The organism is Sutcliffiella cohnii (genome assembly GCF_002250055.1).
GTDB lineage: Bacteria > Bacillota > Bacilli > Bacillales > Bacillaceae_I > Sutcliffiella > Sutcliffiella cohnii.
This window is the reverse complement of sequence record NZ_CP018866.1, coordinates 2,620,865-2,639,481: the sequence shown is the minus strand read 5'-3', so window position 1 is coordinate 2,639,481 and position 18,617 is coordinate 2,620,865. Positions and strand designations below refer to the sequence as shown.

General features: G+C 34.9%; 19 protein-coding genes and 1 other annotated feature. All 19 genes read left to right on the top strand.

Features of this window, described 5'->3' with window-relative positions; genetic code table 11:
* Window positions 1–42 precede the first annotated feature (42 nt).
* The 19 genes from spoVE to ileS all read left to right on the top strand — a co-directional run bounded on the left by spoVE (window position 43) and on the right by ileS (window position 18,591).
* Window positions 43–1,143 (top strand): stage V sporulation protein E, encoded by a 1,101-nt coding sequence (gene spoVE, locus BC6307_RS13085; protein ID WP_066417626.1) that lies wholly within the window; start codon window positions 43–45, stop codon window positions 1,141–1,143.
* Window positions 1,144–1,543: 400 nt separating this feature from the next.
* Complete coding sequence (gene murB, locus BC6307_RS13080) at window positions 1,544–2,458, top strand: UDP-N-acetylmuramate dehydrogenase (RefSeq protein WP_066417624.1); 915 nt, start codon at window positions 1,544–1,546, stop codon at window positions 2,456–2,458.
* Window positions 2,459–2,663: 205 nt separating this feature from the next.
* Entirely contained in the window at window positions 2,664–3,449 is a 786-nt protein-coding gene (locus tag BC6307_RS13075; RefSeq protein WP_066417622.1) for a cell division protein FtsQ/DivIB, read from the top strand.
* On the top strand, window positions 3,439–4,125 hold the full coding sequence (locus BC6307_RS13070; RefSeq protein WP_066417619.1) for a DUF881 domain-containing protein: 687 nt from the start codon (window positions 3,439–3,441) through the stop codon (window positions 4,123–4,125). The genes BC6307_RS13075 and BC6307_RS13070 overlap by 11 nt, the downstream gene beginning before the upstream one ends.
* A 16-nt stretch (window positions 4,126–4,141) precedes the next feature.
* Entirely contained in the window at window positions 4,142–4,858 is a 717-nt protein-coding gene (locus BC6307_RS13065) for a DUF881 domain-containing protein (protein ID WP_066417617.1), read from the top strand.
* 2 nt (window positions 4,859–4,860) lie between these two features.
* Window positions 4,861–5,223 (top strand): small basic family protein, encoded by a 363-nt coding sequence (locus BC6307_RS13060; RefSeq protein ID WP_066417614.1) that lies wholly within the window; start codon window positions 4,861–4,863, stop codon window positions 5,221–5,223.
* 114 nt (window positions 5,224–5,337) lie between these two features.
* Entirely contained in the window at window positions 5,338–6,621 is a 1,284-nt protein-coding gene (gene ftsA / locus BC6307_RS13055) for a cell division protein FtsA (protein ID WP_066417611.1), read from the top strand.
* Window positions 6,622–6,659: 38 nt separating this feature from the next.
* Window positions 6,660–7,811, top strand: coding sequence for a cell division protein FtsZ (gene ftsZ, locus BC6307_RS13050; RefSeq protein ID WP_066417608.1), 1,152 nt, complete (start codon window positions 6,660–6,662; stop codon window positions 7,809–7,811).
* Between the two features lie 403 nt (window positions 7,812–8,214).
* Window positions 8,215–9,144, top strand: a complete 930-nt coding sequence (gene spoIIGA, locus BC6307_RS13045) for a sigma-E processing peptidase SpoIIGA (RefSeq protein WP_066417605.1) — start codon at window positions 8,215–8,217, stop codon at window positions 9,142–9,144.
* Between the two features lie 47 nt (window positions 9,145–9,191).
* Complete coding sequence (gene sigE / locus BC6307_RS13040) at window positions 9,192–9,911, top strand: RNA polymerase sporulation sigma factor SigE (protein ID WP_066417603.1); 720 nt, start codon at window positions 9,192–9,194, stop codon at window positions 9,909–9,911.
* A gap of 140 nt (window positions 9,912–10,051) precedes the next feature.
* The gene (gene sigG, locus BC6307_RS13035) at window positions 10,052–10,831 is read left to right on the top strand and encodes an RNA polymerase sporulation sigma factor SigG (protein ID WP_066417600.1); all 780 of its coding nucleotides are present in this window, start codon (window positions 10,052–10,054) and stop codon (window positions 10,829–10,831) included.
* 644 nt (window positions 10,832–11,475) lie between these two features.
* Window positions 11,476–11,733: a YlmC/YmxH family sporulation protein gene (locus BC6307_RS13025; RefSeq protein WP_066417594.1), complete on the top strand. Its 258-nt coding sequence runs from the start codon at window positions 11,476–11,478 to the stop codon at window positions 11,731–11,733.
* Between the two features lie 85 nt (window positions 11,734–11,818).
* The gene (gene pgeF / locus BC6307_RS13020) at window positions 11,819–12,646 is read left to right on the top strand and encodes a peptidoglycan editing factor PgeF (protein ID WP_066417591.1); all 828 of its coding nucleotides are present in this window, start codon (window positions 11,819–11,821) and stop codon (window positions 12,644–12,646) included.
* Window position 12,647: 1 nt separating this feature from the next.
* On the top strand, window positions 12,648–13,325 hold the full coding sequence (locus BC6307_RS13015) for a YggS family pyridoxal phosphate-dependent enzyme (protein ID WP_066417588.1): 678 nt from the start codon (window positions 12,648–12,650) through the stop codon (window positions 13,323–13,325).
* A gap of 17 nt (window positions 13,326–13,342) precedes the next feature.
* The gene (locus tag BC6307_RS13010) at window positions 13,343–13,801 is read left to right on the top strand and encodes a cell division protein SepF (RefSeq protein WP_066417586.1); all 459 of its coding nucleotides are present in this window, start codon (window positions 13,343–13,345) and stop codon (window positions 13,799–13,801) included.
* Between the two features lie 7 nt (window positions 13,802–13,808).
* On the top strand, window positions 13,809–14,078 hold the full coding sequence (locus BC6307_RS13005) for a YggT family protein (RefSeq protein ID WP_066417584.1): 270 nt from the start codon (window positions 13,809–13,811) through the stop codon (window positions 14,076–14,078).
* Between the two features lie 33 nt (window positions 14,079–14,111).
* Window positions 14,112–14,885: a YlmH family RNA-binding protein gene (locus BC6307_RS13000; RefSeq protein WP_066417577.1), complete on the top strand. Its 774-nt coding sequence runs from the start codon at window positions 14,112–14,114 to the stop codon at window positions 14,883–14,885.
* Between the two features lie 83 nt (window positions 14,886–14,968).
* The gene (locus BC6307_RS12995) at window positions 14,969–15,469 is read left to right on the top strand and encodes a DivIVA domain-containing protein (protein ID WP_066417574.1); all 501 of its coding nucleotides are present in this window, start codon (window positions 14,969–14,971) and stop codon (window positions 15,467–15,469) included.
* 59 nt (window positions 15,470–15,528) lie between these two features.
* Window positions 15,529–15,756: a binding site (T-box leader), on the top strand.
* A 57-nt stretch (window positions 15,757–15,813) separates the two neighbouring features.
* Complete coding sequence (ileS, locus tag BC6307_RS12990; RefSeq protein ID WP_066417571.1) at window positions 15,814–18,591, top strand: isoleucine--tRNA ligase; 2,778 nt, start codon at window positions 15,814–15,816, stop codon at window positions 18,589–18,591.
* Window positions 18,592–18,617: the final 26 nt, after the last annotated feature.

The following is an 18,617-nucleotide window of genomic DNA, read 5'->3' as shown; positions in this document are numbered from 1 at the left end:
TAATAGGCTTAACTCTAATTTTTAGCATAGAGGTGTTTGGTAGTGTCTACAAAGCGATCTACTCCGGATTTCATTTTAATAATAACGACATTCTTATTATTAGCAATTGGACTTATTATGGTTTATAGTGCCAGTGCGGTATGGGCTGATTATAAATTTGACGACACATTGTTTTTCGCTAAACGACAGTTGTTGTTTGCTGGATTAGGTGTAGTTGCTATGTTTTTCATTATGAACATAGACTATTGGACGTGGCGAACATGGGCCAAAGTGATACTAATAGTATGTTTTATATTACTTGTACTCGTACTAATCCCCGGAGTAGGTATGGTTCGAAACGGGTCACGAAGTTGGATCGGTGTTGGTGCCTTTTCCATTCAACCTTCTGAATTTATGAAAATTGCAATGATTTTCTTCTTATCAAAATACTTAAGCGAAAACCAGAAAACAATTACTTCATTTAAAAAAGGGCTAGTACCAAGTTTATCTTTAGTATTTTTAGCATTTGGTATGATCATGCTACAGCCAGATTTAGGAACTGGGACAGTTATGGTCGGTACATGTGTTGTCATGATTTTTGTAGCTGGTGCAAAAATAAGTCACTTTGTAGGACTAGGTTTACTAGGTTTAGCGGGCTTTGTCGGCTTAATACTATCCGCACCTTATAGGATGGACCGTATTACATCGTTTTTAGACCCCTGGCAAGATCCTTTAGGTACAGGCTTTCAAATCATTCAATCGCTTTATGCAATTGGACCAGGTGGACTTTTCGGATTAGGACTTGGACAGAGTAGGCAAAAATATTTCTATTTACCGGAACCACAAACGGATTTTATTTTTGCTATACTGGCGGAAGAATTAGGCTTTATTGGAGGTTCCTTCGTTGTTATCCTATTTGCAATTTTGTTATGGCGAGGAATAAGAATAGCATTAGGTGCGCCAGACTTATATGGTAGCTTTTTAGCAGTAGGAATTATATCAATGATAGCAATCCAAGTTTTCATTAACATTGGGGTTGTAACAGGCTTAATGCCAGTAACAGGAATTACATTACCGTTTTTAAGTTACGGTGGTTCATCATTAACGTTAATGCTGTTAGCGGTCGGTGTTTTATTAAACATTAGTAGGTACGCAAGGTACTAAAATAACTTTTAAAAACACCCTGAAATTTTTCGGGGTGTTTTTGTGTAGGAAACAAAAGACGAGTATTATTATATTAATATATCAAAAAGATGAAATTTGCATTACAATGTTGCAAAACTCATTGCGAAAAGTCCAAGTGTATATATATTATTAATGTACTATGATATTTACGCTTTTTAAACAGTTATCAGTAAACAAATCCAATATGTTTGAAATTACACTTTTTAAGAAACGATTGTAATAGTGCCTTTCTTTCGAGAAGGAAAATGAAATACATAATAATAGGCATCTGTACCGTTTATACGTGTGTGGCATATAATAATGTATTAAAAACAAAAATATTTTATTTGTATAAAGTTAGTATAGATTTTTTAAGGCTTTCACGTTAGGAGGAAATGAAATGGTGTTATCACAGCTATTATTAGATTTGCAAAAAGCAGAAGTTGGAAAAGTCCGTGAAAAAGAACCTTTAGCAAATCATACTACGATGAAAATTGGTGGACCAGCTGATATATTAGTTGAGCCAGCAAATATTACAAAATTAGAAGAAACAATGAAAATTATAAAAAAGCACGGTTCTAAATGGAGGGCAGTAGGGAGAGGTTCTAACTTACTAGTTTCGGACAAAGGAATAGAAGGTGTTGTAATAAAGCTTGGTGCTGGAATGGATCATTTAGAAATAAAAGATGGAATTGTAACAGTTGGTGGGGGCTATCCACTTGTTAAATTAGTAACTGTTGTAAGTAAACAAGGTTTGTCAGGGCTGGAATTTGCTGGGGGTATCCCAGGATCAGTCGGTGGGGCTGTGTTTATGAATGCAGGAGCACACGGTTCTGATATTTCGAAAGTATTAGTTCGTGCACATATTCTTTTCGAAGATGGAACGATGGAATGGGTAAACAATGGACAATTACATTTTTCTTATAGAACATCTGTATTACAAACAATACGACCTGGAATTTGTTTAGAAGCAGTTTTTCAATTAGAGCAAAAAGATCGTAAAATGGTGGTCGATCAGCTACAAAAAAATAAAAATTATCGAAGAGAAACACAGCCGTTTTCATACCCAAGCTGCGGAAGTGTATTTCGAAATCCTCTACCTAATTATGCAGGCCAACTCATTGAGGAAGCAGGATTAAAAGGATATGTAGTTGGAGGAGCGCAAATATCAGAACAGCATGCTAATTTTATTATTAATAAAAATAATGCGAAAGCGCAAGATGTGTTAGATATCATTCAACATGTGAAAAAGACGATATTAGAAAAGCGTGGAATTGAAATGAAAACAGAAGTTGAAATTATAGGAAGGAATTAGGATAATTTCCCCCTTATTCCTTTTCTTTTATGATATAATATTTTTAAAATTACGTAGAACGGCATTTTGTTAGTTTAATTATTATGCTGCTCTAATTTAAAGGGGATTTCAATTATATAAACTAGTGAATTCCCAATATTATTATATTTGAGTGAGGAAAAAAGGCTTTTCTAATTGATAGGTGTTGAGGTGAAAACTTGCTCTGATGGAAAAAAATAAAGTAGTTACATTAGAAGATCGAATTCCAAAAATAAGAGAAATGCGTAAACAAAAAGCGAATCGCCGCCTTGTTTTATCTCTCTCCCTATTTTTTATTCTTTTATCTTTCATTATCTATTCTCAATCATCTTTAAGTAAAGTTTCTTCTATTTCTGTACAAGGACATCAATATGTTGAGTTAGAAACTATCATAAAGGTTAGTGAAATAAAGGAAGGTACATCGAGCTTTTTTCAAGTTAAAAAAGCTGATGTAGAAAGCCGAATTGAAGAGTTACAAGAAATTAAGTCTGCAACTGTAAATAAAGAACTACCAAACAATATACATATTGACATTGAAGAATATAAACGAATTGCTTATATACTAAATAATGGAACGTATACTCCTGTAATTGAAAATGGAGATATATTATCATCATCCACCATTGACATCTTACCCCATGATGCTGCATTAATGATTGGTTGGAATAACAAAGTAAAGGTGGATGAGTTTATTAATGAGTTAATGAAGTTACCAGAGTCTGTAATTTATGCAATTTCAGAGGCTCATTTTACACCTAATGAAACAGATCCTAATCATATTACTCTGTTTATGAATGATGGTTTTGAAGTAAGCGGAACTATTCGTAATTTTTCGAGTAAAATGGCTTCCTATCCTTCCATTATCGCTCAATTAGACCCTGAGCAAAAAGGTGTCATTAATATAGAGGTTGGAGTATTTTTCAAACCCTATGATGTAGAATTAGATGGAGATGAAGTAGAGGATGAAGGTTAATGGTAAACACGTTGTTTTATCATTTGTATGTTTAGTATTAGGGTTTATGATTTCCTTTTCGTATCAGCTAACCCAAAAGGAAGAAGATCGAATATCTGATAGACAATGGGAACGTGATCATAATATTCGTACAATGATTATTAATACGGAAGAACGAAATAGAGAGCTCCAAAATGAATTATTTGAGAAACAAGAAATCGTTAGGCAAATCGAGGAAGAAATCGCAAAAGAAGAGCAATTATTTTTTAACCTAGTTGAAGATGTTGAAAAATTACGTATGTATAACGGAAACGTTAAAGTAAAAGGGACAGGAGTGGAAGTAACTTTAGCGGATGCTTCTTATGTTCCTAGTGAAGAAAATGTGAATAATTATATTGTACATGAGAGCCATGTTTTTAGAGTTGTTAATGAATTATTAATCTCAGGATCAGATGCAGTTGCTATTAACGGACAGAGAATTACAAAAAATTCGTATATTGTATGTAACGGTCCGGTTATTACAGTTGATGGAAATCAATATCCTGCCCCATTTGTTATTACGGCAATTGGTGAACCTGAAGTACTGATACCATCCTTAAATATAGTAGGTGGAGTGAAAGATCAGCTCGTTTTTGATAATATCACTGTTAAAATTACCCAAAAAGAAGAAATATTAATGGAACCTGTTATCCATTAAGGAAAAGGTGTTACATGTGTCCAAAGGAAAATTAAGTTTTTCACTCATTACTTTAATAATAGGTTTAATGTTAGCGATACAATTTCAGTCTATAAAAGAACCGGTCGTACGGGATACACGTGATACGTGGGAGCTTCGAAGTGACTTGAAAAAAGAACAGGAGGCTCAAGCTCAAATTATACAAGAAATTCGAAAATATGAAGAAACAATTAAACTTTATGAAGAGGAATTAAGTCAAAGTAAGGAGTATGCCCTCCGTTCTACTTTGGATGAATTAAAAAAAGAAGCAGGATTAACGGAAGTAAGTGGACCAGGTATCCGATTGACTGTAAAAACACTTTTTCCCGAAGACTCTTATGGGCAATCATATAACACAATTTCGGCCGAGTTGTTAAGGCGTTTTATTAATGAATTAAACTCGTATGATATTAAAGAAATTTCGATTGCAGAACAAAGAATTGTTCATAATACAGTTATTAGAGAGATTAATGGCCGCACTAAAATTAATAATGTGTGGGTGCCGGCTACTCCGTTTGAAATTATTATACTAACAGATGACCCTAGTAAACTGTATAACAGACTACAAGTATCGAGAGCAATGGATGAATTTGCAATCGAGAACTTCTTATTAGATATTTCTACACCTATTAATTATTTGACCGTTCCAGCTTACGAAGAGCCAATTCGTATTAAGTATATGGAATCAGTAAAAGGACATACGGAGGAAGGTTAAGCATGTGGCTCCCGTTAATTGGCTTATTAATTGGAATTTTTCTAGGTTTATCATCAGAAATTAAAGTGCCCGATGAATATTCGAATTATTTATCAATTGCAGTATTAGCTGCACTTGATACTCTTTTTGGTGGTATTCGTGCATATTTACAAAATAATTATGATGATAAAGTGTTTGTTTCAGGTTTTTTCTTTAATATAATTCTAGCTGCAAGTTTAGCTTTTCTTGGTGTTCATCTTGGTGTAGACTTATATTTAGCAGCCGTTTTCGCTTTTGGAGTAAGGTTATTCCAAAATATTGCGGTTATTAGACGTATTTTATTATCAAAATGGACATTTTTTAAAGAAAAAACTGAAAAAAAATAGTATTATAAAAAGGGAATAGAGAACGTATGTTGAATACTTTCTAGTATATTAAATTTGTAAAGTAATATTGTTGTTCTAATTTCGTTTTATAGTTTTTAAAGGAGGTGCCAGAGAATGAACAGCAATGCGATTTATGTAAGTTTAGACATCGGTACATCCAGTGTTAAAGTAATCATAGCTGAAATGTTAAATGATACTTTAAACATTATTGGAGTCGGTAATGTAAACTCTACCGGTATTAGAAAAGGATCGATTGTCGATATAGATGAAACAGTTCATTCCATTAAAAAGGCAGTAGAACAGGCAGAACGTATGGTTGGTATGTCTATCAATCGAGTGATTGTTGGAGTATCTGGCAACCATGTACACTTACAAAACTGTCATGGTGTTGTGGCAGTATCTAGTGATAATAAGGAAATAACAAATGAAGATATTACAAGAGTAATAGATGCCGCGCAAGTTTTCTCTATCCCACCGGAAAGAGAAATAATAGATTGTATTCCTAAACAGTTCATCGTGGATGGGTTAGATGGAATTAACGACCCACGTGGAATGCTTGGTGTACGTCTTGAGATGGAAGGTACTTTAATTACTGGCTCTAAAACTATATTACATAATGTACTCCGCTGTGTAGAAAGAGCTGGATTGGAGATCACTGACATTTGCTTGCAACCTTTGGCATTAGGCTCCATAGCATTGTCTAAAGATGAGAAAAATCTAGGTGTAGCACTTGTTGATATTGGCGGAGGTTCAACAACTGTAGCTATTTATGAAGAAGGTCAGCTAGTGACAACTAGTGTGATTCCAGTCGGTGGTCAACATATTACGAAAGACATCTCGATTGGATTACGAACTTCTACGGAAGATGCTGAAAAAATCAAAGTAAAACATGGACATGCTTTTTATGATTATGCATCTGAAGAAGAAGTGTTTAGTGTCCCAATTATAGGTAGTGATCAACATCAGCAATTTAACCAATTGGAAATTTCCGATATTATCGAAGCGAGAATGGAAGAAATTTTAGAACTTGTTCATCAAGAAGTGAAAAGACTAGGTGTGCAAGACATTCCAGGCGGTTATGTATTAACTGGTGGTGTTGTAGCGATGCCAGGTGTTCTTGAATTGTCACAAGCAATTTTAAAAAATAATGTACGCAAAGCAATACCAGATTATATAGGTGTTAGAGAACCACAATATACGACAGCTGTTGGTCTTATTCAGTTTGCATACAAGAATGCGAAGTTACAAGGAAGAAATGTCGAAGCAACTACACAAAATGAATTTACTGAAAACAGAGCACAAAAACAAAGTACTACCGTCACAAAAACTGTAAAACAAAAAGAAGAGCAAAAAACAGGTTCAAAGGTGAAAAAGTTTTTCGGGCTTTTCTTTGAATAAAACTCTCGGTAGAACATTTGGAATTAGGAGGATCAGTCATGTTGGAGTTTGATACTAGTATCGATCAATTAGCTACCATAAAAGTAATAGGAGTCGGTGGAGGCGGTAATAATGCTGTAAACCGAATGATTGAGCACGGTGTACAAGGAGTAGAATTTATCGCGGTAAACACAGATGCACAAGCTCTTAATCTATCAAAAGCTGAAGTGAAAATGCAAATAGGTGGGAAACTTACTAGAGGGTTAGGTGCAGGTGCTAATCCTGAAGTGGGTAAAAAAGCTGCTGAAGAGACGAAAGAACAAATTGAAGAAGCACTAAAGGGTGCAGACATGGTATTCGTTACAGCCGGTATGGGTGGTGGAACAGGTACTGGTGCAGCGCCTGTTATTGCTCAAATCGCCAAAGACCTTGGAGCATTAACGGTTGGAGTCGTTACTAGACCATTTACATTCGAAGGTAGAAAGCGTCAGACGCAAGCTACTGGTGGAATTGCTGCTATGAAAGAGGCGGTTGACACTCTAATTGTTATTCCAAATGATCGACTTTTAGAAATTGTAGATAAAAATACACCAATGTTAGAAGCTTTCCGTGAAGCAGATAATGTATTACGACAAGGTGTACAAGGTATTTCAGATTTAATTGCGACTCCTGGATTAATTAACTTAGACTTTGCTGACGTTAAAACTATTATGTCAAACAAAGGTTCTGCCCTTATGGGTATCGGTGTTGCAACTGGGGAAAATCGTGCTGCTGAAGCGGCTAAAAAAGCAATTTCCTCCCCATTACTTGAGAAATCAATTGATGGTGCTCAAGGTGTGTTAATGAATATTACTGGAGGAACAAACTTAAGTTTATACGAAGTGCAAGAAGCTGCTGATATTGTTGCTTCTGCTTCCGATGAAGAAGTTAATATGATTTTCGGATCCGTTATTAACGAAAACTTGAAAGAAGAAATAGTAGTTACTGTTATTGCGACAGGCTTTAGAGAAACTGACCTTGGTAGCGGCAATCAAAATAGTCGACCAAGTTTTGGAGCACCGAAGCAGCAACAACAACCAACTGTTAAAAGAGAAGTGAAACGCGAGGAGCATGTTCAAGAAGCACCTTCACGTCCTTCTCAATCAACTCAACCAGTTGAAGATACATTAGATATTCCAACGTTTTTACGAAACAGAAACAGACGTAGATAACATTAAGAGGATGGTATAGCTATTAGCTTACCATTCTCTTTTTTTACTTTACGTAGAGTCCTAAAGGCCATAACTTTTGTTATTAAAGTTGAGAAGCTTGAACACAATTAACCGTTTTTCATTAACAAATATTTAACATTTAAAAGAACGTTCCATCCCAATTTCAGGTAAGACTACGAACGTGTATTTGCTTTTGGCAGAACATCTACAATTCCTCCATAAAGCCATCATTTCATGACAAAATCCGAAAAGAATCCTCAAAAAATTGTTTTCTACTATCGGCATAAACTGACAGACTTTCTAATAGTGTGTACTATATACTAATTGCAAGTGAAAAAAGGTAGTGAACTGGATGTGGTAAAGAACTTCGTGAAAAAAACTATTGAATAAAAGAGGGACTATTTTGACTGTTTATTTAGATGCAATTTGGTTTTTAAATTTTACATTTGATTTTTTGCTCCTAAAAATTACAGCAATAGTTTTAAAAAGACAAACTGCAACGTGGCGTTTAGTTTTAGGTGCATTTATCGGTTCATTAATTGTTGTATTAATGTTTACATCTCTTCAAGCTATTGTTACTCACACTTTAGTAAAACTGGCATTCTCTGTTGCGATGATTTTAATATCGTTTGGTTTTAAACGGTTTCGATATACGTTTGAAAATTTATTAGTTTTCTATATTACTACATTTGCTGCAGGTGGTGGAATGATCGGTGTCCACTATTTTATTCAAGTAGATCAAACATTCGCGAAAGAGGCCATTCTTACCTTAACAGAAGGAATGGGAGATCCTATTTCATGGCTCTTTGTCATAATCGGTTTTCCGATTGTACTATACCTTTCACGGAGTCAGTCTACATTAGTGGAATCTAGAAAATATAAATATGATCAATTGGCATCTGTTTTATTAAAGATTGAAGAAGAAGAAATTGAACTAAAAGGTTTGATTGATAGTGGAAACCAACTTCAAGATCCGATTACAAAATCACCTGTAATGATATTACAAGTTTCAGAGGATACACAATTCGTACCGAAAGAAATCTTTCAAGCTATGGAGGCTTTAGACCAGATCGGTAATTGGCCAACTTTTCCAGAAGAGGGGAAATGGCTCAACCGTATTCGGATGATTCCTTTTAGAGCAGTTGGTAAGGATTCTACAATAATGATAGCTATTAAACCAGATAAAGCTATCATTCACCATGATGGATTAACATATGAAGTACATAAATTTTTAGTTGGTTTAACGAAAACGCCCCTTTCTTCTGAAGGAGATTATAACTGTATCCTACATCCAACAATGCTGAACGGAACGGAAAGTAAAAATGTATCTTAAAAATAGAAAGCATCAACATTATATCTGCTAAAAGGAGGAAGTTGTAAATGGGTAAATGGAAAATAAAAATTACGTATTTTTGGTATAAATTATTAATTAAACTTAAAATTAAAACGGATGAAGTGTACTATATTGGTGGGAGCGAAGCATTACCACCTCCACTATCTAAAGAAGAAGAAGAGCATTTATTAATTAAATTACCAAATGGAGATCAAGCTGCCAGATCTATTCTTATTGAACGTAACTTGCGACTTGTAGTATACATTGCCAGGAAATTTGAGAATACAGGTATCAATATAGAAGACCTAATTAGTATTGGTACGATTGGGTTAATTAAAGCAGTTAATACGTTTAATCCTGAAAAGAAAATTAAACTTGCAACGTACGCTTCAAGATGTATTGAAAACGAAATTTTAATGTATTTAAGAAGAAACAATAAAATACGATCTGAAGTTTCATTTGATGAACCTTTAAATATTGATTGGGATGGTAATGAGCTATTGTTATCCGACGTTTTAGGAACAGAAGAAGACATCATTACGAAAGATTTAGAAGCAAACGTCGATAGAAAGTTATTGTTAAAAGCGTTAGAACAGCTCAATGATCGTGAGAAGCAAATAATGGAGCTGCGTTTTGGTTTAATAGGTGGAGAAGAAAAAACACAAAAAGATGTTGCAGATATGCTTGGTATATCACAGTCATATATTTCTCGTTTAGAGAAAAGAATTATTAAAAGATTAAGAAAAGAATTTAATAAAATGGTGTAAAAAAAATTTTTAGCAACAAACATAATATTTACAAGGATTCCCAGTAGTTGTCAGAATTGCAAAAATTGTATATGTGCATAATTTTCCCTCTGAAGGAGATACTTAACTTTGAACAGCAACTCCTGTTAGGAGGGGAAGGAATGTCACGTAACAAAGTTGAAATTTGCGGAGTAGATACATCAAAGCTTCCTGTCTTAAAAAATGAAGAAATGCGGAAACTCTTTAAACAAATGCAAAGCGGAGATGACTCAGCACGGGAAAAACTTGTAAATGGAAATTTACGTCTAGTTTTAAGTGTTATACAACGATTTAATAACCGTGGTGAATATGTGGACGACTTATTCCAAGTTGGCTGTATTGGCTTAATGAAATCAATTGATAATTTTGATCTAGGTCAGAACGTTCGTTTTTCTACTTATGCTGTCCCGATGATTATCGGAGAAATTAGGCGGTATTTACGAGACAACAATCCTATTCGAGTGTCAAGATCTTTAAGGGATATTGCCTATAAAGCTTTACAAGTAAGAGAACGGTTAATAAGTGAAACTTCTAAAGAGCCAACAGCTGAGGAAATTGCCAAAGTATTAGACGTCCCACATGAAGAAATTGTTTTTGCATTAGATGCAATTCAAGATCCAGTTTCTTTATTTGAACCGATTTACAATGACGGTGGGGATCCAATTTTTGTAGTGGATCAATTAAGTGATGAGAAAAATAAAGATATTAATTGGATTGAAGAACTTGCATTAAAAGAAGGTATGAGAAGACTAAATGACCGGGAAAAACTTATCTTAAGAAAAAGGTTTTTTCAAGGCAAAACGCAAATGGAAGTTGCTGAAGAAATTGGAATATCCCAGGCGCAAGTTTCTCGGCTAGAAAAAGCAGCTATTAAACAAATGAATAAAAATATTCAAAGTTAGAAAAAACATCTTTTGGACAAGTCCAAAAGATGTTTTTTCATATTATATGGTGCACATCTTGCACCAGGCTAAAGTAACGCCCGCAACGACGCACAGGACGTGCTAGTGTCGACCGTTCGACAGACGAAAGCGGTACGGTCCACCAAGCACATGGCCTCCAGCGCAGTGAAACGGACTACCATACTACTACCATGCTATTTTCATGGTAGACACACATGCAAGCTAAATTTGCACCATGGTGTATGAAAATAGGGACTTGTATTTTGAACTGCTATATTGTCTTTTCCTCTCAAGGTCAAGAACCTAGAGTGGAACGTAGCGGAAGGTGTGAGACTCCTGCGGGAGTAGAGGGAAGGCTGAGACCCCACAGGGCTTTAGCCCGAGGGAGGCTCAGCTCCCTCCCCGCGGAAAGCGAACACCTGAAGCGAAGTGAAACGGACAAATTTAATACTGCCCTGCTATTTTCATGGTAGACCCTCATGCAAGTGAAATTATGCACCTATGAAAGCAATTCCGGCAATTTTAAAAGGAGTCACCATTCTACATAATTTCAATATATTTCGTACATGAAACAGCGCATTATTAACATATATATAGACTAACAGTATTTAAGCAAAATGGGATAGGAATGAGGAGGAACTAAAATGGTTAAAATATCAGAATTTCAAATAAAAGATGTTGTTAACGTTTCAGAAGGAAAAAGATTAGGAACAATAGGGGATATTGATATTAATTTAACTACTGGAAAAATTGAAGCAATAATCGTAAGCGGATCCGGAAAAATGTTAGGTCTATTCAATAAAGAACAAGAAATTATTATTCCATGGAGAAATATTGTGAAAATAGGAGCGGACGTTATTTTAGTTAGACATCAAACAAAATATGAAGAAATTGAGGAATAAGGAAGTCGAAATTTGAAAATACTCTTAAACTTACGGTGAATTATGGTACAATATGAAGGAATATGTAACAATTAGAGGTGTGAAAATGACTGAACCTTTTAAACTAGAAAAAGAATCATATTTGTCAATAATACCGTGGGAAAATGAAAACAGTACCTTAACAGTTGGCTTCTCAACAAAAAATGGTGGGTTCAGTCAAGGATATTTTTCTTCATTAAACTTAGGCTTACATGTGAATGACTCTGATGAAGATGTAAAGAAAAATAAAGAAGCCCTCTCTACTCAACTTCAATGGGATACAAAAGATTGGGTTGCTTGTGAACAAATTCATAGTAATAATATTGTGAAAGTTCATGCTCAGCATAAAGGGTCTGGTTTATTTAATTATTCTAGTTCTATTAAAGGAACAGATGGAATTTACACCAAAAAGAAAAACATTTTACTTACGTTATGCTATGCAGATTGTGTACCTATTTATTTCTGGTCCGAACCTGATGAAATGATTGGTGTCGCACATGCTGGTTGGAAAGGTACTGTAAATGAAATCGGCAAAAAAATGATTGAAGCATGGTTGGAGGAAGGAATAAAAGTAGAAAATATTAAAGTGGCAATCGGACCTGCTATTTCTTCCTGTTGTTATGTCGTTAATGATTATGTTATGGATAAAGTGAAGCAATTAATAGGAGACAAGCCAGTTGATTCTATCTGGTCAGAAATAGAAACTGGCCAATATAAATTACACTTGCAACGTTTAAACGAAGCATTGTTGTTGCAAGTGGGTATAAAGAAAGAGAATATAATAGTAAGTTCATATTGCACTAGCTGTAATGATGATTTGTTCTTCTCTCATCGACGGGACGAAGGAAAAACAGGAAGGATGTTAAGCTTTATCGGTTTAAAGGAGGAGCAATAATTTGTCTGTGAAACAAAATCTCGAAAACATCCGAGGAAAAATAAAATCAACATGTGAAAAAGTAAATAGAAATGAATCTGACATAACGATTATTGCTGTTACGAAATATGTTAGTAATGATAGGGCAAAAGAAGCCATAAGTGCTGGTGTTACACATTTAGGTGAAAATAGAGATGAAGGATTTCGTGAAAAATGGGCAACTATACAGGAGGCTGCAACATGGCACTTTATTGGTACATTACAGACACGAAAAGTAAAAAACATAATAAATGAGATAGACTACATTCATTCTTTAGATCGCTTGTCCCTTGCGAAAGAAATAAATAATCGAGCTAATAGTGAAGTGAAGTGCTTCGTACAAGTGAATGTTTCTCAAGAAGATTCTAAACATGGGTTAAATCCTAATGACGTATTAACATTCATGAAAGATTTACATTCTTATCCAAACATTAAAGTAGTTGGTCTAATGACGATGGCACCATTTACAGACGACGAAGCGATTATTAGAGAGTGTTTTCGCAGTCTAAAGAAATTACAGTTAGATGTACAAGCTCTTAACTTAACATATGCACCTTGTACAGAGTTGTCAATGGGTATGTCTAATGATTATACAATTGCAATAGAAGAAGGTGCCACTTTTATTCGAATAGGAAGTGCACTAGTTGGTGAAGATTCGTAATTTGGGGGTGTTAATGAATGAGTATTAAAACAAAGATTAAAAGTTTATTTGCATTAGATGACGAATATGAATATATAGAACAAGAAGTTTATGAGGAAGAAGAAGTAGAACCTCGCAAAACACGGTCTTCTATTCATCAAACTAACGGCCAAAGTAATGTTGTTAGTTTACAAAGTGTCCAAAAAACATCAAAAGTCATATTAATGGAGCCAAAATCTTATTCAGAAGCTACAGATATTGCTGACCATTTGAAAAATAGAAGAGCAGTAATTGTTAATTTACAAAGAGCTCATCAAGAAGAAGCTAGACAAATTGTTGATTTTTTAAGCGGGACTGTTTATGCAATAAGTGGTGAGATTCAAAAGGTTGGTATTAACATTTTTTTATGTACACCAGATACAGTTGATGTTGCAGGGTCCATCACGGAATTTTTACAACATGATCAGTCCAACAATACTGAAATAAAAAGGTGGTAAAAAGTTTATGGGTTTAATTTTATACATCGTAAGCCAATTAGTTATGTTCTATTCTTTTGCATTAATTATTTACGTCTTATTGTCATGGTTTCCAGGGGCAAGAGAGTCGGCATTTGGTAGAATTTTAGGTACAATTTGTGAACCATATTTAGATATGTTTCGTCGAATCATCCCACCACTAGGAATGATTGATATTTCTCCAATTGTAGGTATTTTAGCACTACGCTTTGCTTATAGTGGTCTAGTATCGTTATTTAGAATGCTTGGCTTAGTATAATTTTTAATACGAAAAAGATAGGATACTTTAACAATGAATATTTATCAACATTTTCGACAAGAGGAACATGATTTTATTGATCAAGTCCTTGAATGGAAAGAAACAGTTGAAGAACAGTATGCTCCTAAACTAACAGATTTTTTAGATCCAAGAGAGCAAGAAATAGTTCGAATAGTGGTAGGAGAAAATCAGGAAGTAAAAGTCGGCTTTCACGGTGGGAATGAAGGGGCAGAAAGAAAGCGAGCATTATTATATCCAAGTTATTTTAACCCTACATATGCTGATTACAATATAAAAGCATTTGAGTTGTCTTATGCAAGTAAGTTTATTAAATTAGAACATCCACAAATATTAGGTTCACTTATGAGTTTAGGCTTAAAAAGAAGTAAATTTGGGGATATCATATTTAAGGAAGATCGTATCCAAATTGTAGTCGCAGAAGAAATAAGTTCTTTTGTTGAACTGCAATTAAAAGAAATAGGTAGAGCATCTGTTTCTCTACGCTTAATCCCTTTAGAAAACATTAGTTCTGTAAAAGAAAACTGGGAAGAATCTACAACTACGATTACATCAACTAGACTAGATGTAATCGTAGCGTCAATTTATAATATGGCTAGACAAAAAGCAAAATTATTAGTAGAAGGCTCCAAAGTAAAAGTTAATTGGAGACTGGTGGAGCAGCCGTCTTTTGACTGTCAAGAAGGAGATGTTATATCGGTTAGAGGATATGGTCGATGTAAGCTAATTTCCCTTGAAGGTAAAACGAAAAAAGATAAATGGCGGCTTATTTTTGGAAAACGAAAATAAATGCTTGAAAAAGAAGGATTTCGTCTGTAATTGTCGAATATTACAAAGCAACATGATCGATCTATAAATGGAGGTGGCTTCTAATGCCGTTAACACCACTTGATATTCATAATAAAGAATTTAGTAAAGCCTTTCGTGGATATGATGAAGATGAAGTAAATGAATTTTTAGACCAAGTTATTAAAGATTATGAGATGATTATTCGTGAAAAGAAAGAGCTTGAAGAAAAAACGAAAGAATTGAATGAACGACTTTCTCACTTTAGTTCAATTGAACAAACATTAAATAAATCTATTCTCGTGGCACAAGAAACAGCAGAAGATGTAAAAAGTAATGCGCAAAAAGAGGCCAAATTAATTATTAAAGAAGCAGAAAAAAATGCAGATCGTATTATAAACGAAGCATTAATAAAATCTAGAAAAATTCAAACAGAAATCGATGAGTTAAAGAAACAGTCTAAAGTGTTCCGTAACCGTTTTAGAATGTTGATTGAAGCGCAATTGGAAATGATTCAAATGAATGATTGGGATCACCTAATGGAATACGAACAAAAAGATAAAGAATTAGAAGAAAATCGAGTATAAACTTGACTTTCAATCTTAAAATTATGTATAATACCTAACAAAATCACTTATTAATATTTAATAAAACGTAGATAGGGACAGTAGTTTTTTCACAAAATTATAAAAGCGAATCGAGGATGGTGGAAGCTCGATATAATTAGGAAAAATGAAGATCCCCCTTGAGTGCAAATTTGAAACTGTCATGGGAGTAAAAGATGCCGATTCATTCACGTTACGAATGATTTAAGTGGACTAATATGTATTAGTCAATTTAGGGTGGTACCACGGGAGTTTCTCTCGTCCCTTTCTAGGGATGAGAGAGCTCCCTTTTTATTTTATAAAGTAAACAAGTTGGAGGAAAGAAAATGGAGTATAAAGATACGTTACTCATGCCAAAAACGGAATTTCCGATGAGAGGAAATTTACCAAATAAAGAGCCGCAAATTCAAGAAAAATGGGCAGAAATGAACATTTATGAAAAAGTACAAGAAAGAACGAAAGGGCGCCCGATGTTCGTTTTACATGACGGACCACCGTATGCAAATGGAGACATTCATATGGGGCATGCTTTAAATAAAATTATTAAAGACATCATTGTCCGCTTTAAATCGATGAACGGTTACCATGCACCGTACGTCCCAGGATGGGATACGCACGGGTTACCGATTGAAACTGCTTTAACAAAGAACAAAAAAGTAAAACGTAAAGAAATGTCAGTTGCCGACTTTAGAAAGTTATGTGAAGAATATGCCTATGATCAAATAGAAAGACAAAGAGAGCAGTTCATGCGTCTAGGTGTACGTGGTGACTGGTTTAACCCTTATATCACATTAAAGCCAGAATACGAAGCACAACAAATTAAGGTTTTCGGAGAAATGGCAAAAAAGGAATTAATTTATAAAGGCCTAAAGCCTGTTTATTGGTCTCCATCTAGTGAGTCTGCATTAGCTGAAGCAGAAATTGAATACCAGGATAAACGTTCACCATCTATATATGTTGCGTTCCCAGTTATGGACGGAAAAGGTGTGTTAGATGAGACTGTTCGTATTATTATTTGGACGACAACACCTTGGACTATTCCAGCTAACCTAGGAATTTCTGTTCATCCAGAGTTAGACTATAGTGTAGTAAAAGTGAACGATGAGAAGTTTTTAATTGCATCTGCTCTTTTAGAAAATGTAACGAATGTATTAGAGTGGGAAAATGCAGAAGTAGTTCAAACGTTAAAAGGTGCACAGCTTGATAAAGTTGTTGCGAAGCATCCAATTTATGATCGTCCATCATTAGTAATGTTAGGAGAACATGTTACAACTGAATCAGGTACGGGCTGCGTTCATACTGCTCCTGGCCATGGGGAAGACGATTTTATCGTTGGTCAAAAATATGGTTTAGATGTTTTATGTCCAGTTGACGCTAAAGGATATATGACTGAAGAAGCAGTAGGTTTTGAAGGGTTATTTTATGATGAGGCAAATAAGCCAATTACAGAAAAATTAAAGGAAGCTGGAGCACTATTAAACCTTACCTTTATTACACACTCTTACCCACACGATTGGCGTACGAAAAAACCAACGATTTTCAGAGCAACTGCGCAATGGTTTGCTTCTATCGATAAAATTCGTGGCGAGTTACTACAAGCAATTAACGATACGAAATGGGTACCAGCATGGGGGGAAACACGATTATACAACATGGTTCGTGATCGTGGAGATTGGTGTATTTCTAGACAAAGAGCTTGGGGTGTGCCGATTCCAGTATTTTATGCTGAAAATGGCGAAGAGATTATAACGGATGAAACGATAGAGCATGTATCTAAATTGTTTAGAGAACATGGTTCAAACATTTGGTTTGAAAAAGAGGCGAAAGATTTATTACCAGCTGGATTCACGCATAAAGGTAGCCCAAACGGCCAGTTTACGAAAGAAACAGACATTATGGATGTATGGTTCGATTCAGGGTCTTCCCACCAAGCTGTATTAGAAGAAAGAGATGATTTACAACGTCCTGCCGACCTTTATTTAGAAGGTTCTGATCAATATCGTGGTTGGTTTAACTCTTCCTTATCAACAGGCGTTGCTGTAACAGGGAAAGCCCCATATAAAGGAGTTTTAAGTCACGGTTTCGCACTAGATGGTGAAGGTAGAAAGATGAGTAAATCATTAGGGAATGTAGTTGTTCCATCTAAAGTCATGAATCAATTAGGTGCGGATATTTTACGTCTATGGGTTGCATCTGTTGACTATCAAGCAGATGTACGTGTATCAGATAATATTTTAAAACAAGTGACAGAAGTGTATCGTAAAATCCGTAATACATTCCGATTCTTATTAGGTAACCTCGCTGACTTTAACCCAGCAGTAAATAAAGTAGAGGTTGAACAGTTGCGAGAAGTAGATCGTTACATGTTAGTGAAACTTAACAACTTAACAGATAAAGTTAAAAATGCATATGAAGAATATGAATTTGCTAGTATTTATCACGCAGTTCATAATTTCTGTACAATTGAACTAAGCTCCTTCTATTTAGATTTTGCAAAAGATATTTTATACATTGAAGCAACTGACGATCATGCTCGTCGTTCCATTCAAACAGTACTATACGAAACGTTACTTGCTTTAACAAAGCTAGTAACTCCTATTTTACCTCACACTGCCGATGAGGTATGGGGACATATTTCGTTTGTGGAAGAAGAAAGCGTGCAATTAGTTGATATGCCAACAACAATCCCAGTTAATAATGCAAAAGCAATTGAAGAAAAATGGGATGCGTTTATGACGCTAAGAGACGATGTACTAAAAGCATTGGAAGTAGCTAGAAACGAAAAAGTCATCGGTAAATCACTTAATGCGCATGTAACACTTTATCCAACAGAAACGACGAAAAACTTACTTCAGTCTATTGAAGAAAGTGTTCAACAAATCTTTATCGTTTCCGGTTTAACAATCTCTACTTCAATTAAAAATGAAGCACCTGAATCAGCTCAACAATTTGAAAATGTTGCTATTGAGATTGCACCAGCCGAAGGAGAAACTTGTGAACGCTGTTGGACAGTAACAACAACAGTAGGTGAAGATAAAGACCACCCAACACTTTGCCCGCGTTGTGCAAGTGTAGTAAAAGAAAACTATACAACTAACAATTAACAAACCGGTGCTCTTCATTGGATTAG